Source organism: Mesorhizobium sp. M0601 (genome assembly GCF_040320845.1).
Lineage (GTDB): Bacteria > Pseudomonadota > Alphaproteobacteria > Rhizobiales > Rhizobiaceae > Mesorhizobium.
Genome location: NZ_JAMYQK010000009.1, coordinates 112,586 through 129,137, shown reverse-complemented (window position 1 = coordinate 129,137; position 16,552 = coordinate 112,586). Strand labels below are relative to the sequence as shown.

General features: G+C 63.5%; 17 protein-coding genes. 8 read left to right on the top strand and 9 right to left on the bottom strand.

Annotation, left to right across the window (positions count from 1 at the left end; translation table 11 throughout):
• Positions 1-40: 40 nt before the first annotated feature.
• On the bottom strand, positions 41-1,042 hold the full coding sequence (locus NKI41_RS11755; RefSeq protein ID WP_352683089.1) for a DUF2125 domain-containing protein: 1,002 nt from the start codon (positions 1,040-1,042) through the stop codon (positions 41-43).
• Between the two features lie 114 nt (positions 1,043-1,156).
• Between NKI41_RS11755 and NKI41_RS11750 the strand changes: the two genes are divergently transcribed.
• Complete coding sequence (locus NKI41_RS11750) at positions 1,157-1,705, top strand: gamma-glutamylcyclotransferase (protein WP_352683087.1); 549 nt, start codon at positions 1,157-1,159, stop codon at positions 1,703-1,705.
• A 20-nt stretch (positions 1,706-1,725) separates the two neighbouring features.
• On the opposite strand, the gene NKI41_RS11745 is transcribed toward NKI41_RS11750, so the two are convergent.
• A complete protein-coding gene (locus tag NKI41_RS11745) occupies positions 1,726-2,706 on the bottom strand; it encodes a quinone oxidoreductase family protein (RefSeq protein WP_352683085.1) in 981 nt (326 codons plus the stop codon).
• A gap of 345 nt (positions 2,707-3,051) precedes the next feature.
• On the opposite strand from NKI41_RS11745, the gene NKI41_RS11740 reads away from it, so the two are divergent.
• Positions 3,052-3,999, top strand: coding sequence for an aldo/keto reductase (locus tag NKI41_RS11740; RefSeq protein WP_352683083.1), 948 nt, complete (start codon positions 3,052-3,054; stop codon positions 3,997-3,999).
• Positions 4,000-4,077: 78 nt separating this feature from the next.
• On the top strand, positions 4,078-4,698 hold the full coding sequence (locus NKI41_RS11735) for a LysE family translocator (RefSeq protein ID WP_352683081.1): 621 nt from the start codon (positions 4,078-4,080) through the stop codon (positions 4,696-4,698).
• A gap of 27 nt (positions 4,699-4,725) precedes the next feature.
• Here NKI41_RS11735 and NKI41_RS11730 read toward each other — a convergent pair whose 3' ends face one another.
• Both NKI41_RS11730 and NKI41_RS11725 read right to left on the bottom strand, forming a co-directional pair.
• On the bottom strand, positions 4,726-5,526 hold the full coding sequence (locus NKI41_RS11730) for a lysophospholipid acyltransferase family protein (RefSeq protein ID WP_352540198.1): 801 nt from the start codon (positions 5,524-5,526) through the stop codon (positions 4,726-4,728).
• Between the two features lie 107 nt (positions 5,527-5,633).
• Positions 5,634-6,542 (bottom strand): LysR family transcriptional regulator, encoded by a 909-nt coding sequence (locus tag NKI41_RS11725; RefSeq protein ID WP_352452462.1) that lies wholly within the window; start codon positions 6,540-6,542, stop codon positions 5,634-5,636.
• 131 nt (positions 6,543-6,673) lie between these two features.
• Here NKI41_RS11725 and NKI41_RS11720 point away from each other — a divergent pair, with 131 nt between their 5' ends.
• Positions 6,674-7,294, top strand: a complete 621-nt coding sequence (locus NKI41_RS11720; protein ID WP_352683079.1) for a pyridoxamine 5'-phosphate oxidase family protein — start codon at positions 6,674-6,676, stop codon at positions 7,292-7,294.
• A gap of 29 nt (positions 7,295-7,323) precedes the next feature.
• Here the strand turns inward: NKI41_RS11720 and NKI41_RS11715 are convergent, their stop codons facing one another.
• The 3 genes from NKI41_RS11715 to ftsE all read right to left on the bottom strand — a co-directional run bounded on the left by NKI41_RS11715 (position 7,324) and on the right by ftsE (position 9,809).
• The gene (locus NKI41_RS11715) at positions 7,324-7,911 is read right to left on the bottom strand and encodes a YdcF family protein (RefSeq protein ID WP_502898558.1); all 588 of its coding nucleotides are present in this window, start codon (positions 7,909-7,911) and stop codon (positions 7,324-7,326) included.
• Between the two features lie 262 nt (positions 7,912-8,173).
• Complete coding sequence (locus NKI41_RS11710) at positions 8,174-9,157, bottom strand: cell division protein FtsX (protein WP_352683075.1); 984 nt, start codon at positions 9,155-9,157, stop codon at positions 8,174-8,176.
• Positions 9,150-9,809, bottom strand: a complete 660-nt coding sequence (ftsE, locus tag NKI41_RS11705) for a cell division ATP-binding protein FtsE (RefSeq protein WP_023677923.1) — start codon at positions 9,807-9,809, stop codon at positions 9,150-9,152. The genes NKI41_RS11710 and ftsE overlap by 8 nt, the downstream gene beginning before the upstream one ends.
• Before the next feature lie 236 nt (positions 9,810-10,045).
• Between ftsE and NKI41_RS11700 the strand changes: the two genes are divergently transcribed.
• From NKI41_RS11700 to NKI41_RS11690, 3 genes are all read left to right on the top strand, one after another.
• Entirely contained in the window at positions 10,046-10,336 is a 291-nt protein-coding gene (locus NKI41_RS11700; protein WP_352683073.1) for a hypothetical protein, read from the top strand.
• 182 nt (positions 10,337-10,518) lie between these two features.
• Positions 10,519-11,061 (top strand): hypoxanthine phosphoribosyltransferase, encoded by a 543-nt coding sequence (hpt, locus tag NKI41_RS11695; protein WP_352616025.1) that lies wholly within the window; start codon positions 10,519-10,521, stop codon positions 11,059-11,061.
• Between the two features lie 191 nt (positions 11,062-11,252).
• Positions 11,253-11,624, top strand: a complete 372-nt coding sequence (locus NKI41_RS11690) for a response regulator (RefSeq protein WP_352540192.1) — start codon at positions 11,253-11,255, stop codon at positions 11,622-11,624.
• Positions 11,625-11,642: 18 nt separating this feature from the next.
• Here NKI41_RS11690 and NKI41_RS11685 read toward each other — a convergent pair whose 3' ends face one another.
• The gene (locus NKI41_RS11685; RefSeq protein ID WP_352471417.1) at positions 11,643-12,593 is read right to left on the bottom strand and encodes a DMT family transporter; all 951 of its coding nucleotides are present in this window, start codon (positions 12,591-12,593) and stop codon (positions 11,643-11,645) included.
• A 223-nt stretch (positions 12,594-12,816) separates the two neighbouring features.
• On the opposite strand from NKI41_RS11685, the gene NKI41_RS11680 reads away from it, so the two are divergent.
• The gene (locus NKI41_RS11680) at positions 12,817-13,674 is read left to right on the top strand and encodes a LysR substrate-binding domain-containing protein (RefSeq protein ID WP_352471415.1); all 858 of its coding nucleotides are present in this window, start codon (positions 12,817-12,819) and stop codon (positions 13,672-13,674) included.
• 71 nt (positions 13,675-13,745) lie between these two features.
• On the opposite strand, the gene NKI41_RS11675 is transcribed toward NKI41_RS11680, so the two are convergent.
• Positions 13,746-16,361 (bottom strand): TIGR02302 family protein, encoded by a 2,616-nt coding sequence (locus NKI41_RS11675; protein ID WP_352683070.1) that lies wholly within the window; start codon positions 16,359-16,361, stop codon positions 13,746-13,748.
• Between the last annotated feature and the right edge of the window lie 191 nt (positions 16,362-16,552).

Here is a 16,552-nt window from a genome sequence, read left to right as displayed (position 1 = left end):
TCCGGACGGAAAACCGTTTCACACTTTTCCTGGAATTGCTCTAGTCGAGCGGCTTGATCTTGCCGAGCGGGATGAAGCCGAGCGAGGCCTTGCCCCTGACGATCTTGAGCGGCATCGACGGCTGGTTGCCGAGGAGCGCCAGTCCGGCAAAGCCGGTCTGGATCTCTTTCTTCTGCTCGGGGATGGCGGTGGCGAGGATTGCCGCCACGGCCTTTGGATCATTGAGCCTGATCGTCAGGTCGGCATTTATGAGACCGTCGTCATCGACCGACAGCGGTCCGGAAACGGTGATGCGCGCAGTTCCGGACGACAGATCGAGCTCGTGGATTTCGGCCGCCTGGCCGCGCAGGCTCTTCGGATTTGCCTTGATCAGTGTCACGCCGTTTTTCAGCGTGACGTCGCCGCTGCCGTCGAGCGGCGGCAAGACGCGCCCGCCGATGGCCGCTGCGTCGATTTCAAGATCGGTGAAATTGCCGGCAGAGTCGATGTCCGGGCCGTTTGGGCGCAATTGTCCGGTGGCGGTTCCGGCGCTGAACAGCGAGACGGGATCGGTGTCGTCTGCCGGATCGGTCTGGCCGGACAGGCCTTCTGCCTGCAGCGAGAGGCGTCTCGGCAGCGGCCAGGACAGCTTCATGTCGGCCCGCAGGTCATCCCAGTCGATCCAGAGCGGGGTCATGCCGGGAACAGAGGTCCTGAGCGGCCCCCTGAGCTCGGCGGCAGGCGACAGAAGGCGGGTGATCTGCGTGGCGGCGTTGATCTTGCCTGTCGATGCCGCGACGTTGCGGCTGTCGTCCTCGTAAGCCAGGCTGTCGCAGGAAACGGTGAAGCTGAAGGGATAGCCGCTGACCGCGAGATTGGCGCAGTCGGCCTTGATGCCTTTGTCGTCGAGATCGGCGACCGCCTTTTTGGTGGCGCTCTCGACCAGGTCCGCCAGGTAGAACCAGCCCGCGCTGTAGATGCCGAACAGCACGAGGATGAAAGCGGCAAGCCACAACAGGCGGCGACGTTGGCTGGGCGGCGGGCGCTCGTCACTTGACGTCATGCTGCGGCTTTCGTTAACGCGGGGTGGCACGGGCGGGCTGTCGCTTGCGGCACCAACAGGTAGACGGACTGAAACACCACCGGTGAGGTGGTCGTCACAATCAGGCTTGGCGATATGGGCGATTTTTGGGTTTTTGGCTACGGCTCACTGATCTGGCGACCGGGATTCGCACATGTCGAGACGCGGCGCGCCCGCCTGCATGGCTACCGCCGTTCGCTCTGCGTCTATTCTTTCGTGCATCGCGGCACGCGCGAACGGCCGGGCCTGGTGCTCGGCCTCGACCGCGGAGGCTCCTGCATCGGGCTGGCGTTCCGGGTTCCAGGCGAGCTGCGCAACGAGGTCATTACCTATCTGCGCGAACGCGAGCTGGTCACCAACGTCTATCTCGAACGTGTGCTCCGCGTTCGCCTCGATAACGAGGAGACGGACAGGCGCGGCACCAATGGGGGCGAGACGGTGGAGGCCGTGGCCTACGTTGTCGACCGCAGCCATGAGCAATATGCCGGCGCGCTCGACGCGGCCGAGGCGGCGGCCGTCGTCCGAGGCGCCGTCGGCCAGTCGGGGAGGAATGAGGATTACGTGCTCAGCACGCTGGAGCACCTCGAAGCACTGGGTATAAGCGACCACTGGCTGGAAGACGTGACGAGACGGATCGCGACGTAGCTTCGGTGCCGTGACGCGGGCTACATCCTGAAAATCTGTTTTCCAAGATCGGCGCGATCCAGGCTGTTTGCCACGGCAAGCTTGAACTCGGTCAGCGGGTGGAGACCGCCGACAGGAACGTGGAAGCCGGGCTGGCCGAAGGTGTCGATAATCTCGCATAGCACAGGCCGGTCGGCTTCGGCAGGCGGCGAAAAGAAGTAGCGATAGATATTCGCCCTGATCTCGACGCCGCTCAGCAACACGTCGAAATTGTGCAGTTCGAAGCGCTCGGCACTCATTCCGCCATTGATCACCATCTGCCCGCCGAGCGCCAGGGTGCGGATCAATTCGCCGCTGACAGGTCCGCCGACATTGTCGATGATCCCGTTCAATCCGGCGCCGCCGGTGATATCCATCACCGCTTCCCGGATACTTGCCTTCAAGTCCGAAAGGTCAAGAATGGCGGCGGCGCCAAGCGTCTTCAGATCGAAGCTTTGGTGCGAGCGCCGCACAAGCGCGATGACGTTGATGCCGCGTCGTTGGGCGAACTGCATCACCATTGTCGAAATTGACGAATAGCCGGCCGTGACAGCCAGCCACTGGCCAGGCCGCACACGGGAATCCACCAGCAGATCCCACGCGGTAATGGGGTTCACCATCTGCCCGGCGCGTTCGACAGGATAGCCGGCAGGCAACGGGATCAGCCATTCGGCGGGAATGGCGGCGTACTCGGCCCAGCTGCCATAATAGCTGAACGCGACAAGCATCCCCGGTTCCAACCCGACGTTCGCGCCAACGGCTTCGACGATGCCGGCGCCATGGTTTCCGGCGATCTGCCGGGGAAAATGCGGCTTCTTCGGTTCGGGATAGAGGTTCTGGATAAACAGGAAGTCGCCCGGATTGATCGAGGCCGAGACCATCCTGACCAGCACCTCGCCGTCGCTGATCCGTGGCATCGGCAGGTCATCCACATAGAGCACGTCGCGCGGCGAACCGATGGCGTCAAATACAATTGCTTTCATGCCGGTCTCCATAACAAACGATCCGAGGCCAACAGTCTGAGCCCCGGCCAGACCGTGCCGAGACTTGCGTCGGCGCGGCGGAACCTATGGCCGGCCGGCAAAGGTCTGAATTGGCAGATTTGACAATCTATATGCTAAACTTGCCAGATTGTTTCCCCAGAGGGTACTGGTTTGGAAATTCGGGACAGCCTCTTGAAGCCCGACACGGCGCGGCGGGTCGCGGTTTTGTGAAGCGCCGGCGGGCTGGAAAAGAGGCTATGCGTTTGACGTTGCCACGGTGCGACATAGGTTAGCCCGATCGGCGGCTCCCATCCGCCCCAGCATGAATCACCATGGAGATCAGCCTTGCAGAAACGTCGTCTCGGTCGCACCGACCTATCCATCGCGCCATTGGTTCTGGGCGGCAATGTGTTCGGCTGGACCGCCGATGAGAAAACCTCGTTCGACCTGCTCGACCGCTTTGTCGACGCTGGCCTTAACGCCATCGACACGGCCGATTCCTATTCGCGCTGGATTGCCGGCCACCAAGGCGGCGAATCCGAAACCATCATCGGCAAATGGATGAAGAGCCGTGGCAACCGCGACAAGGTTGTCGTCATCACCAAGGTCGGTTCGGATATGGGACAGGGTAAGAGGGACTTGTCCGCCGCCTATATCGAAAAGGCCATCGACGCTTCGCTGAAGAGGCTGCAGGTCGATAGCGTCGATCTCTACCTGTCGCACTGGCCCGACCCGGCGACCCCTTATGAGGAAACGCTCGGCGCTTACCAGAAACTGCTCGACAAGGGCAAAATCCGTTATACCGGCGCTTCCAACCTCGACGCCGCCCAGTTGCGGGCCGCACTTGACGTAGCAAGCCTGCGCGGCCTGCCGCGCTACGAGGTGCTGCAGCCGGAATACAACCTTTACGACCGCTCGTCCTTCGATGGTCCGCTGCGCGATCTGTGCGCGGCCGAGGACATCGGCGTCATCACCTATTTCAGCCTCGCGAAGGGGTTTCTGAGCGGCAAGTACCGGAGCGAGGCCGACCTCGGCAAAAGCCCGCGCGGTGGCGGTGTGAAAGGCTATCTCAACACCCGCGGCATGCGCATTCTCTCAGCGCTCGACGCGGTGTCGGCCAGACATTCGGCCAAGCCGGCGGAAGTGGCGCTTGCCTGGGTCATGGCGCGGCCCGGCGTCACCGCCCCGATCGCCAGCGCGACGACGCTCGACCAGCTCGACAGCCTGATGCGTGCCGCGTCGTTGCAGCTCAGCCCGGACGATATCGCCGAGCTCGACAAGGCCAGCGCGTAGCCGCGCACGATCGTTCAAGACCGGCGCCGCTGCCTTGCCCTACCGTCCCTGCCTCGTCACAGGATGCAGGGACGCCGCATGGCCGGACAGGGTCTTCTCGATCAGCAGCTATGGCAGCGATTGCTGGCGCTTGTGTTGGCGTCGGCCATCGTCATGGGCAGCCCGGGGCCGGCGACGATAAGCGTCACCGCGATCGGCGCCGCGTTCGGCCTGCGCGGTTCGCTGCGCTATGCCTCGGGAATCGTTGTCGGGACGGTTCTCGTGCTTTTGGTGGTGGCGACGGGCATCATGGCCGTTCTCACCGCGCTGCCGAAGCTCGCAGCGCTGTTGGCGGTCGCGTCAGCAGCCTACATCCTCTATCTGGCGTTGAAGATAGCGACGGCGCCGCCGCTGGCGGCACGCATTGGTGGGGCGGCACCTCCCACTTTCCTGGGCGGGTTCCTTCTGGCCGTTGCCAATCCGAAAGCCTATGTGGCGATTGCCGCCGTGTTCGCCGGCGCGTCTCCTGGCGCCGGCGGTCTTGCTATTTCAGCCAAGCTGGCGGTCCTCGCCTTGATGATTGCTGCCATTCATCTCTTGTGGCTTCTCGCCGGCGCGGCTTTTGCACATTTGCTGCGCAAACCGCTGGCGTCGCGGATCATCAATCTGGTGTTTGCCGTGACGCTGGTTGCAACAGCCGCCCTGGCTGCCTTGCCGTGAGCCTTTCTGGCATGCGCGGCGGGTGTCTCAGCCTTTCAATTCAGGTTTCGCATCGAGCTCACCAAGCCGTTTCATTGCCGTCGGCGGCATCGGCGGCGGGTTCGGCGTCTGTGCCGCCTCGACGAGAAGCTGGTCGCAGGCGGCCTCCGTCTCGCCGATCAGCCGTTGCATGAATTCGTCCTTGCCGAGGCCGGGCGGGATCGGTGGCAGGAAGCGCGCCTTGATCGTGCCAGGATAGCGCAGGAATTTGCGGCGCGGCCAATAGAGACCGGCAACGTGGGCGACCGGCACCACCGGAATGCCAAGTTGCGCGTAGAGTTCGACGATGCCGTATTTATAGACCGGCTCGTCGCCCGGCGCCCGGCGCGTGCCCTCGGGGTAGATGATCAGCTGCCGCGGATTGCGCGCCAATTCCTGTTTGGTCGCGGCGATCACCGTCTTCAATGCCTTCGAGCGGCTGCCGCGGTCGACAGGAATCATCCGCATCTTCAAAATGTACCAGCCGAAGAACGGGATCCAGGTCAGCTCCCGTTTCAATATGTAAACGGGATCGTCGAGATAAGGCAGGAAAGCGATCGTGTCCCAGAAGGACTGGTGCTTCGGCGCCAGGATGAAGGAGCCGCCAGGCAGGTTTTCCCGGCCGGTGATCTCACTTCTGGTGCCGGCGATCTTGTCGTAGAGCCACATGCTGGTGCGCGACCAGAATTTCGGCACGAACCAGGCGCGATGGCGTGGCGACAGGAAATAATACGGGGTCCAGAGGATCATCTGGACGATCAAATTGAGGTAGAAGGCGAGATTGAACGCCAGCGAGCGGAAATACAGCATACAGCAAGTGCCCGGTGAGGAGGTGTGCGTTGGTTACACCAAGCGCCGGCAAAAAGGAAACGCTGCGAGGCGGGCGATCGGCCCGGCCTTGCGATGGGCCGTCTTCGTCACGTTTGCCACGCCGCCTGCAGCAGGCGCTGTCTCAGGCGCGGGGCGGCGAAGTCGAGGAATGCGCGCAGCTTCACCGGCAGTAGCCCCTGGCCGGCATGGACGAGGCTCACCGGCCATGGGTCTGGCTCAAACTCTTGAAGCACCGGGCGCAGCCTACCCGACCGGACTGCGGCGGCGATCTGGTAGGAAAGCAGCCTCGTCACGCCGACGCCGGCAATCGCCGCATCGATCGCTGCCTCAGCCGTGTTGACCCGTAACCTGGAGCGGACCGGCACGCTGACTTCGGTCTTGCCGGTGGCGAAGCTCCAGGCTGCGGCGGTGAGCCCTTCAAAGGTGATTGCACTGTGTGCTGCAAGCTCCTGCGGCGTTTTCGGCGTGCCGTGCTCGGCGAGATAGGCCGGGCTCGCGCAAACGACGCGGCGGATCGAACCCAGGCGGGTGGCGATCAGGCTCGAATCGGCAAGCTCGCCGATGCGGACGGCGAGGTCGATGTGCTCTTCGACCAACTGGGTTATCCGGTCGGCGAGTGTCAGCCGCACACCTACCTCAGGATAGACGGAGAGGAAGCTGGTGATGACCGGCAGCACATGCAGGCGGCCGAAGACGATCGGCGCAGTGACGATCAGTTCGCCGGTCGGGGCGCTGTATTCGCCGGCGGCTATTCGCTCGGCCTCGCCGACCTCGTCGAGAATGCGACGACACGCGGCGAGATAGGCATGGCCCGCATCGGTCAGCGACAGCTGCCGCGCCGTGCGGTTCAACAGCCGTGTCTTCAGATGCCGCTCCAGGTCCGAAACCTTGCGGCTGACCGTCGTCAGCGGAATGCCGAAGCGGCGCCCGGCAGCCGAGAGGCTGCCTGTCTCCGCCGCGGCAACGAAAAGCGACATGGACTGGAGGCGATCCATAGCTCTCCCGAAAATTTGCCCTCCCGAAAAACGGAAGGATAGATTGCAGATATGGCATCTGCATCTCGAAGATGGAAGGACCTATTTCCTTACTAGCAATGCAGCGCAGCTCGGCGCTTGAGGAGGCTTCCATGAACGCTCACACCAGCGATGTTGCTTTCACCCCGACGGTGAAGGCGATTCAGGCGCGCAAGGGCTCGCGCCAGGCCTATGCCCGTGTCGAGGAGCGTGGCGGCTGGCAGGCGGTAATCACGCCCGATCTCGCCGCCTTCATCGAGGCGCAGACCAGCGTCTTTCTGTCGACCGCCAATGCGGACGGGCAGCCTTACATCCAGCATCGCGGCGGGCCTGCCGGTTTCCTCAGGGTGCTCGACGAACGGACGATCGGCTTTGCCGATTTTTCCGGCAACAGGCAGTTCATCACCCAGGGCAACCTCAGCGACAACCCACAGGCTTTCCTATTCCTGATCGATTATGCGCACCGGCAGCGCATCAAGATCTGGGGCAGGGCGCGCGTCGTCGAGGGCGATGCCGAGCTGACGGCAAAGCTGATGCCGCAAGACTATAAGGCGCGACCCGAGCAGGTTATCCTGTTTACGGTTTCGGCTTGGGATTCAAATTGCTCGCAGCACATCCCGCAGCGTTTCGAAGCGGCCGACGTGGCGGCGGCGCTGGGCGAACGCGACAAGCGCATCGAACGGCTCGAACAGGAGATCGCACGCTTGCGATCGGATGCAGCAGCCAGGGAATAAGAGCCAGGGAATAAAAGTGCCGGTGCCGTTCAGCTTCCGCCTGCGGCGTCGGCCAGCGCGACGCTCTCGGTTTGCTTCACCGGCATGATGCCGCGCGCCAGCGCCAGCAGGTATTTGTTGTATTCGGTGAACAGCACGCGCAGCGCTTCCGGCTTGGTCAGCCAGCCGCCATTCTCGAGGTTGGTGTTGACCACCGGATAGGGCTCGAGCCTTGCGCCGTGCAGCAGCCGGCCCATTTCCAGCAGGCTGCGCGGCATATGATAATTATTGGTGACGAGAATGACGGTGCCGTAGGCATGGTCCTCGACCCATTTGGCACTTTCCTCGGCATTGCCGATCGTGTCGAGCGCGGCGCGGTCGATGTCGACGCAGCAGGAAAACAGCCTCTTGTCGCCGCCGGTCGCGGCCTGAAGCTGGCGGCGGCTGGCGGAGGGATGGACGCCGCTGATCAGCAGCCGCTCGCCCTTGCCTAAGGCAAGCAGGCCCATCGCAGCGTCGAGGCGCGATTGGCCGCCGGTCAGCACGATGATAGCGTCGGCCCTTGCCGGATTGGCGGGCGTAGTCAGGCGGCTGACGGTATTGGCGAACCAACCGAAGCCGGCGACAAACAGCGCCATAAAGGCGAGCAGAAGGAGAGCCGAGATGCGCAAGGAGCGGCCTGCCAGCAGCCGCCCATGTCTGGCAAACTGATCCGGCTTGGCAAATTCATCAGGCTCGGCGAATACAGGCGGGCGCGCAACCAGCACTGGCATGCATCCAGCGGTATCGGTCGAGTCCCGAACGTCCATCATGAAATGGTTAATCCCGAAATACGGCCTTTGGTAGGAAAAAAATGCAATTTTCGTGACGATGCGTTTTCATCCGTGATCGATCTTTCCTTTAGCCGGTGTCCGGCTGGCGAATGTCGATGTCGCTGAGATAGGTAACCACGGTGAAATGGGAGGTTGCCGCCGTCAGCGCGCCGATCACCAGCACCATGACAGCGACCCCGAGATAACCCGCCGAGCCGATGGCGAAATTGCCGAACAGGGCGGTCGCCTGGTCGGCCTGCGGCGTTGCCATGTTGCGTGACGACCACCAGGAGAAGACGATGAAGACCAGGATCGCCGCGGCGCCGCCTGCCGCGGCGCCCTTCATGCCGGTGACCAGAAAATGCCGGCGGAATTCGCGCGCGATGAAGCGCGCCTCGGCGCCGACAAAATGCAGCACCTCGATGATGTGGCCATTGCCGGCCATGGCGCCGCGCGTTGCGAATACCACGGTCAGCACCGTCGCCGACAGCATCAGCGCCAGCACTGCAATACCGATCGTTACCGTGGTGCGGGCCATGGCAACCAGCCGGTCGACCCAGGTGCGATGATCGTCGAGCGAGGCACTCGGCAGCTTCGGCGTGATCGCCGCGCGCAGTGCGGCGAAATCGGGCGGACTATTCTCGTCGATGGTGATGATGATCAAGCGCGGCACCGGCAGCTCATCGATGTTCAGGCCCGAGCCCAGCCAAGGCTCGAGCAGCCGGGCCGTCGCTTCGCGGTCGACGATCCGGGCGCTTTTCACGCCAGGGAATTCGCCGGCGATCTGCGAGGCCAGCGCAAGTGCGGCCTCCATGTCGAGGCCGTCGACCGGCTTGATCTGGATGGTCGCCTCGCGCGAGATCTGGTTCTCCCAGACGGAGGCGGTGTCACGCACCAGCGTGACGGCGCCAAACGTCAGACAGGACAGAAACGTCATGATGGCGATGACCAGCACCAGCGCCCGGCCGGCGATGTTCTGCGCCGGCACGATCGGCGCCATTTTGCGCTGGACGCGGGGCTTTGCCGCCGCGGAGTCCTGACCCTCGAAATGTTCGACGGAGAGCTCAGTCATAGATGTCCAGCCTTCCGCCGGCCAGGATCATTCGCCGTGCGTCCACCTGTTCCATCAGGCCGAGGTCGTGTGTGGCGATCACCACGGCGGTGCCCAGCCGGTTGAGCTCGATGAACAACCGCAGCAAGCGTCGCGCCAGCGGCGGGTCGACATTGCCGGTCGGCTCGTCGGCGAGCAGGATCTCGGGCTGCTCGATCAACGCCCGGGCAATGGCGGCGCGCTGCTTCTCGCCGCCAGACAGCACCGGTGGCAGCACATGCATGCGCTCGCCGAGGCCGACCCATTTCAGCAGCTCGGTGACGTCGGTGCGATAGGTCGCCTCCTCGCGGCCGCGCACGCGCAGCGGCAATGCCACGTTCTCGTAGGTGGTCATATGGTCGAGCAGGCGAAAATCCTGGAACACCACGCCGATGCGACGTCTCAGATGCGGCAATTCGGTGCGCGAGATGCGCGAGCGGTCCTTGCCGAAAATGGTGATCAGGCCGCGCGTCGGCTTCAGCGACATGAACAAAAGCCGCAGCAACGTCGTCTTGCCGGCGCCTGAAGGTCCGCTCAGGAACTGAAAGGAGCGCTCCGGAATGTGCAAGGAGATGTCGCGGAGAATCTCCGGACCCATGCCATAGCGGAGGCCGACATTTTCGAAGCGGATCACTTTCGACGACCTGAAATTCTCGGCGGCAAGATGCCAGCCCTTTCTGTGGAAAGACCATCGGCCGGCATGGTTAACCGACGGTTAATTTGGGGGCTTTTCGAGCGAGTCACAGGGGTTCCGGTGGGGAAGCGTTAACCATTTCCGTTTACCCAAAAGAAACGAACAGCGAACAGGTGCGGTAGTGTTGGGCCATGATGGCTGAGGATCGAACCGCGCGCCCGGTTTCCGGCGAAATCATGACCGATCCGGCCGCCGAGCCGGAACGCATCATGCGCGACGTGACCGCCGAGGTCATCGATGCCGACTATGAGGTGCTGCCCCGCCATTTTACACGTCAAGACTTTGCGCCGCCGCCTGCGCGCATGATTTCCATGCCTTCGATCGAAGGCATGGACATGTTGCGCAAGCCCGAAACCGCCGTCGAACGGCCGTTGTGGGTGCATGGTGGGCCGATCTTCTGGATTGTCGGCGTCGGTGCCGTCTTTGCCGCCTTCTGGATTTCGGGCGGCCATGCGCTGGTTCGTTAGAGCGGCGCCAGAAAATCAACAGGTCACCAGATAAACGATTCGCGACGGTGGGACATCCGACCGTTCGCGGGTGCCCTGCGAAAGATTTGGCCTTGCCAGACGGCACGACATGCCTAGAAACGGGTTGAAGACCGTTTCGGTCGGCTTCGCCTACAAAGGCGATCATTCTGGAAGGGCAGCCAATGCCAGTTGTGCGCGGCAAGGAAATCGAAGTCCTGTTTTCGGCGTCCGCCATCGCGCGGCGGAACCTGGAACTTGCCAAGGAGATCGCCGGGCACGACTACCACGACCTTCTGGTAATCTCGGTGCTGAAGGGATCGTTCATCTTCGCCGCCGATCTTATCCGTGCCATGCACGATGTCGGCCTGTCGCCGGAGGTCGAGTTCATCTTCATCTCCAGCTATGGCGCCGGCACGACCAGCGGTGAGGTGAGGGTGCTGCGCGACATCGACAACGAGGTCGCCGGCCGCGATGTGCTTTTGATCGATGACATTCTGGAATCCGGCAAGACGCTGAGTTTCACCCGCGACCTCATGCTGTCGCGCGGCGCAAGGAGCTGTGCCATCGCCGTGCTGCTCGACAAGCGCATGCGCCGCCAGACCACGCTCAACGCCGACTATGTCGGCTTTGACTGCCCCGATTATTTCGTCGTCGGTTATGGCATGGACGTCGCCCACGCGTTTCGCGAATTGCCGTTCGTCGGCATCGTCAAGGGCGACGCCTGAGGCCTTTTGAAAATTCTACTCCGGCGGTCATCTGACGCGGTTTTCTGCGCTTCCGGTGCTCACGGACTCGAACGTCCGCTCCGGGTCTCGAAAACCACGTCATATGACTCGGCGGAGCGAATTTTGAAAAGGCCTCATGGCCTTCCTGGCTTTCAGGAAACATCAACTTTTCCTCGCCAAATATCCTGCCCATGGCAAATCTCCTGATCGTCGAGGACGATGAATCCGTCCGCACTCTCGCCGCTCGCGCGCTCGAGCGCGCCGGGCATAATGTCACTGTCGCCGCGGACGGCGCACACGGCCTTTCTCTGATCCGGGCGGCGCAAGGGAGCTATGACCTTGTGCTGTCCGACATCCGCATGCCGGAGATGGACGGCATCGAGATGGCCAAGGCGGCAGCGGCGCTGTTCCCGGCGATGAAGATCATGCTGATGACCGGCTATGCCGACCAGCGCGAGCGCGCCGACGAATTGGACGGCATTATTCTCGACGTCGTGCAAAAGCCGTTCACGCTGGCTGAAATCCGCGCCCGCGTCGAACAGGCGCTCGCCTGCTTCGCCTAAGTCCAAGGCCGACCGCCTTCAGGCAGGGTCGCAGGTCGCCGTATTGGCTGGCACGCCGCTCCGGTGCCGGCCGGCATTGAGCGCAAAAAGCCCGGCGCCGATGATGAGGGCTGCGCCGGCCGCCGTCGCTGGTCGCGGCACCTCGGCAAAGAACAGAAAACCCCATAGCGGCGACCAGATGATACCGGTGTATTCGAAGGTGGCGACGCTGTTGGCGGGCGCCAGCCGGTAGGCCTGCGACAACAGGATCATGCCGGCCGAGGCAACGAAGCCGCATGCCCCCATCTTGAGGAGGTCCGGCGTCGCCGGCCAGACCCATGGCCGGACGAGGAATTCGAGGCTCGGATGCACGGCGTGGTCAATGCCTGCCAGCCAAAACAATGCCGCCACCAAGGCGGCGCCGACCAGATAGGCGCCGTTCTGATAGAACGCCATGACAGTCGAGGATTCGGTGTCGCCGATCTTGCGTGCCATCAGCTGCGAGAAACCGTAGAGCAGAGCCGAACCTAGCGACAGCAGCGCTGCCCAGTCGAACAAGCCGGCGCCCGGGCGCACCATGACCAGCACGCCGAGCATGCCGACCAGGACGGTGGCGAGCGCCTGCCAGGACACGCGTTCGCCGAGATAGGGGCCGGCCAGCGCCATGATGAACAGCGGCGCCATGAAATAGAGCGCCACCGCGTCAGCCAGCGGCAGGGCGGCGATTGCCAGATAGTAGGCCGTGTAGGAGGTGAACTGGATGAAGGCGCGCATCGTCAGCATGCCGAACCGCTTCGACAGGATCGCCTGCAATCCGACATCGGCGTGGACGAGGAAAACCAGGATCGGCAGGGCGACGATCGAGCGGATCGCCATCACCTCGGTGACCGGATAGTGGCTCGACACCGCCTTGACCAGCGGGTCCTGCAGCGAAAAGACCAGCACGCCGAGACAGAGGCTGAGGATGCCGAGCACAAGCCGATTCTGCATAGGCGCTCCTGTCTCCCGCGTGCGCGGCCGAAAGCAGGCCTGCATCCGGGTAAAAAGAACCCGCCACCGTTTCGGGCAGCGGGTACGAGTGAGGACTTTTGATTGGTCCGCAGCCGATTTCGCGGCCGCATATCCAATGGGTAAGGCGACTATCGTCCGCCGTTTGACATGTTGCAAACGAATTGGAATGATGCCAGCAATCAGATTTTCTTATGGCGGGCACATGCGACCCAATCTCGACAGCGACCTGTTGCGCACCTTCGTGGCGGTCGCCGACACCGGCAATTTCACCAAAGCGGCGGAGCGGGCCGGCCGCACCCAGTCGGCAGTCTCGATGCAGATGAAGAGGCTCGAAGGCATGATCGGCGACAGCCTGTTCGAGCGCGGGTCGCGCGGTGTAGCGTTGACGCAGCGCGGCGGCGAACTCATCGCCAACGCCAGGCGTATCGTTTCACTGCTCGACGAGACGGCGGCATCGATGGTCGCGGCGCCGCTTGGCGGGCCGGTGCGCATCGGTATCCCGGAGGAATATGGCCACGCGATCCTGTCGCGGGCACTCGGCGTCTTTGCCAAGCGCCATCCTCAGGTCGACATCACCGTCCGCTACGCGCATTCCGGTGCGCAGATCGCGGCGCTCGCCGCCGGCGAGCTCGATCTGGCGGTGGTGTTCGAATGGCAGGATCTGTCAGGCGGTGAGGTGCTGATGCATGACCCAACCGTATGGGTGACGTCGGAGCTGCATCACATGCATGAGGAGCGGCCGGTGCCGATCGCGCTCTACAACCGTGCCGGTTGGTGCAAGGATTTCGCGATAAAGTCGCTGGAACAGCGCGGTCTCGCTTATCGTGTCGCCTACACCAGCGATACCAATGGCGGCCTGCGGCTCGCCGTCACCTCCGGATTGGCGATTGCGCCGATCTCGCGCAGCAACATCCCGGCCGGCTGCCGCGAGCTTACGGCCGCCGACGGGTTCGGCGACATCGATTCCTCGAACGTGGTGCTGCGGCGCAATGCGAACGCTTCCGGCGAGGCAATCGACGGCATGGAAGAGGCGATCCGCGAGGCTTTCACCAACCGTTAAAGCATGCCACTCAGCTCGGCGCTGGCGGCCACCACGGACTGCGCGCGGCGATCTTCCGAATACAGGCAGCCTTACTTCAGCTCCAGCAACCGCTCCAGATAGCTGCGCTCGATATCGGGGCTGAGTGCGTTGCCGAGCCGCTTGCGGATCGCTTCGAGGATCTGGCGGGCACGCTGCACGTCGATCTCGTCGGGCACTCTCACCGAACTTCCGTCGTCGGGACCCTCGCTGGTGCGAGGCCGCCCGAGCGGGTCACGGTCGGCATTCTGCTGGCGTCCGCCCTGGCCGTTGCCGCCCTGGTCGCCTTGCATCGCCTGCAGTTGCTTCATCATGTCCTTGGCGCCCCTGCGCAAGGCTTCCAATGCGCGGCCCTGGTGACCGACGGCCTGGTCGCCTTCGCCCTCGCCGAGCGCCTGTTCGGCATTGCCCATGGATTTGCCGGCCTCGCCAAACCCCTCATTGGGGTCGAGGCCCATGCCTTCGAGGCTCTTCCTCAATTGATCGAGCTCGCTCTGCAGCTTGCCCTGGCCCTCCTGCAATTGCTTCAGCGCGTCAGCAAATTCCTGCGGCGTCATCGGGTTCGGCCGGCCGAGCGGATCGCGGTCGTCACCTGGGCCGGGCTTGCCCTCTTCGCCCATCGGGCCTGGCTCACTGTTCTCGCCGAGCTGCTCGTCGCGGTTCTGCCCGCGCTGTTGCTGGCCGCGCTGCATCTGGTCCATGCGGAAAGTGTCGTTCATCATCTCCTGCTGGCGCCGCATGATTTCGCCCAGCTTGTCCATCTGCTGGCGCATCTCGCTGTCCTGCTGGCCGCCTTGCTGCTGGCGGCCTGCCTGCAGATTGTTCATCATATCCTGCAGCTCCGACAGCAATTGCTGCGCCTGGTCGCGATTGCCGGATTTCGCCAGGTTCTCGATCTGGTCCATCATGCGGTCGATGTCGCTCTGGCGCAGTTCCTGGCCGTTCTGCTGCATCTGTGGCGCATTCGGATTCTGCTGCGCCCGCGCCGCGAATTCCTGCAGGAACTGGTTCATCGCCTCGCGCAGTTCCTTCATCGCCTTCTCGATCTCTTGGTCGCTGGCGCCGTTCTTGATCGCGTCCTGCAGCGCCTGCTGCGCCTGGCGCAGCCGCTTCTCGGCCGCCGACAGATTGCCTTCCTCGATGCCGAGCGCGATCTCCCAGAGGTAAGCGACCTCGTCGCGCAACTGGTCGTCGCTGTCGGCCATCTTCAGCCGGGTGCGGGCGCTCATGATGGCGAGATAGTGCGTCATGTTGTCGAACGTGTCTTCGGGCCTGAGCGTGATCGCATCCATCAGGTCGAGCACGCGGTCCTTGGCATAGGCGTCGAGCGCCAGCATGCGGCGCTGCTCGACCACAGCCCGCGCCAACGGGTTGGAGAATGGCCGCTCCGGCATCACCAGCGTCTTGGTTTCGCTGGTCGCCGTGTGTCCGGCACCGTCGGTGACGACAAGCGACAGCTTGACGTTGCCACCGGCCCAGACATGGTCGGTCAGATCCTTCGTCGTCTTAGCAGCATTGGCCTTGCCGCCGCGGCGCGGCAACGTCAGCGGCATTTCCGGCGGGCCATAGAGCGGATGCGCGTTGGGCACTTGCGGATCGGCCAATGCGAAAACCGCCTTGGCGGAGGCCGCGCCATAGTCGTCGTCGATCTGGTAGTTGAGTTCGAAGGCGCCGTTGACGGCGCGCTTCGGCTCGCCGACAAAGCGGATCTGCGGCGGCTTGTCGGGAATTATGGCGAAGGCCCAGCGGCCGAGCTCGCCGTCGCTGGACTGCAGCGTCAGCGTGCCGTCGGCCGTTAACTTGCCGCTGAACTGGCGCACGGTGGAAGGCGGTGCCGGACTTGCCTCAGTCTTGGCGGCTTGCGGCCCGGTCGGATCGATGGCGCGGGTGTTGCCGCCGGTGTCGGCGTAGCTCAGCGTTTCCTCGCCCGAACCGCCGGTGACGCGCAGCGACACATCGCTGCCCTCCGGAACCGTGAAGGTCGGCGGCGCTTGAGTGGCGTTGTTGGCCAGGACCGGGGCGTTCAGGAATACCGGCGGCCTGCCGGTATAGGCCGGCGGCGTCACCCAGGCATCAATGCGCGGCGGCACGACGTCGCGGGCGGCACGGGCAACAAAACCGTCGCTCAGCCTGCCGCCCGATGGCCCAAAGGAGAAGGCAAAGGCAGTGACCAACAAAAGCGCGGCAACGGCGCGCAGCGCCCACGGGTCGCGTTCCGGCACGCGTGTGCGCGGCACGTCGCCGCCAAGCTCGCCCAGCCGGTCCGCCATGCGCCGCTGATGCTCGCGCCACAGGGCTTGCGAAAAAATGCTTTCCTTGCCGCTCGGGCGATCGGTCTGGACCTGCACCGGGCTGTGCAGCAATCGGTTGGCCGCCTCGATGCGGCGGTCGACCTCGGCACTGGATGGCGTGCGGAAGAAACGCAGTGGATAGAGTGCGGCAAGCGCTGCGACGCCGAATGCCGTGATAAGACCGATCCGCGCCAGATCGGGCAAAAATGGGAACAGGCCGAGCCACGAAATGCTGAGGAACAGGCTGGCGACGATGATCAGTGGCAGCAGCAATGGCCAGCCGCGTTCGACGATTATCGAGACCTGCGTCCCCAGCCGGCTCAAGGCAAGGCGCCTGGCCAGACTGCGATCGCTGGTGAAAATGGGTCGTTGTGTCATCGGCCCTTCCTGGCCGGGCGGGATAGCCCAGGCCTCACGAATCTATCGCATGGGCCCGAAAAGTCGATTTTCGGGAAGCACGATGCGAAGACCTAAAATCTTAGCGCGTACTCCGTGCGTCCAAGCGGATGCACATCGCCCTAAGGATACCAACAAACACGGCGAAGGCGAGGCGGTTCCCCAAAACGTGA

What these genes read in the sequence shown, in the direction of transcription:
- NKI41_RS11745 (WP_352683085.1), bottom strand. Translation starts at nt 2,706, where the DNA reads ATGAAAGCAATTGTATTTGACGCCATCGGTTCGCCGCGCGACGTGCTC.
- NKI41_RS11725 (WP_352452462.1), bottom strand. Translation starts at nt 6,542, where the DNA reads ATGGATCGCCTCCAGTCCATGTCGCTTTTCGTTGCCGCGGCGGAGACA.
- NKI41_RS11690 (WP_352540192.1), top strand. Translation starts at nt 11,253, where the DNA reads ATGGCAAATCTCCTGATCGTCGAGGACGATGAATCCGTCCGCACTCTC.
- NKI41_RS11700 (WP_352683073.1), top strand. Translation starts at nt 10,046, where the DNA reads ATGACCGATCCGGCCGCCGAGCCGGAACGCATCATGCGCGACGTGACC.
- NKI41_RS11710 (WP_352683075.1), bottom strand. Translation starts at nt 9,157, where the DNA reads ATGACTGAGCTCTCCGTCGAACATTTCGAGGGTCAGGACTCCGCGGCG.
- NKI41_RS11680 (WP_352471415.1), top strand. Translation starts at nt 12,817, where the DNA reads ATGCGACCCAATCTCGACAGCGACCTGTTGCGCACCTTCGTGGCGGTC.
- NKI41_RS11735 (WP_352683081.1), top strand. Translation starts at nt 4,078, where the DNA reads ATGGCCGGACAGGGTCTTCTCGATCAGCAGCTATGGCAGCGATTGCTG.
- NKI41_RS11715 (WP_502898558.1), bottom strand. Translation starts at nt 7,911, where the DNA reads ATGGCGCTGTTTGTCGCCGGCTTCGGTTGGTTCGCCAATACCGTCAGC.
- NKI41_RS11675 (WP_352683070.1), bottom strand. Translation starts at nt 16,361, where the DNA reads ATGACACAACGACCCATTTTCACCAGCGATCGCAGTCTGGCCAGGCGC.
- NKI41_RS11755 (WP_352683089.1), bottom strand. Translation starts at nt 1,042, where the DNA reads ATGACGTCAAGTGACGAGCGCCCGCCGCCCAGCCAACGTCGCCGCCTG.
- hpt (WP_352616025.1), top strand. Translation starts at nt 10,519, where the DNA reads ATGCCAGTTGTGCGCGGCAAGGAAATCGAAGTCCTGTTTTCGGCGTCC.
- NKI41_RS11750 (WP_352683087.1), top strand. Translation starts at nt 1,157, where the DNA reads ATGGGCGATTTTTGGGTTTTTGGCTACGGCTCACTGATCTGGCGACCG.
- NKI41_RS11730 (WP_352540198.1), bottom strand. Translation starts at nt 5,526, where the DNA reads ATGCTGTATTTCCGCTCGCTGGCGTTCAATCTCGCCTTCTACCTCAAT.
- NKI41_RS11720 (WP_352683079.1), top strand. Translation starts at nt 6,674, where the DNA reads ATGAACGCTCACACCAGCGATGTTGCTTTCACCCCGACGGTGAAGGCG.
- NKI41_RS11685 (WP_352471417.1), bottom strand. Translation starts at nt 12,593, where the DNA reads ATGCAGAATCGGCTTGTGCTCGGCATCCTCAGCCTCTGTCTCGGCGTG.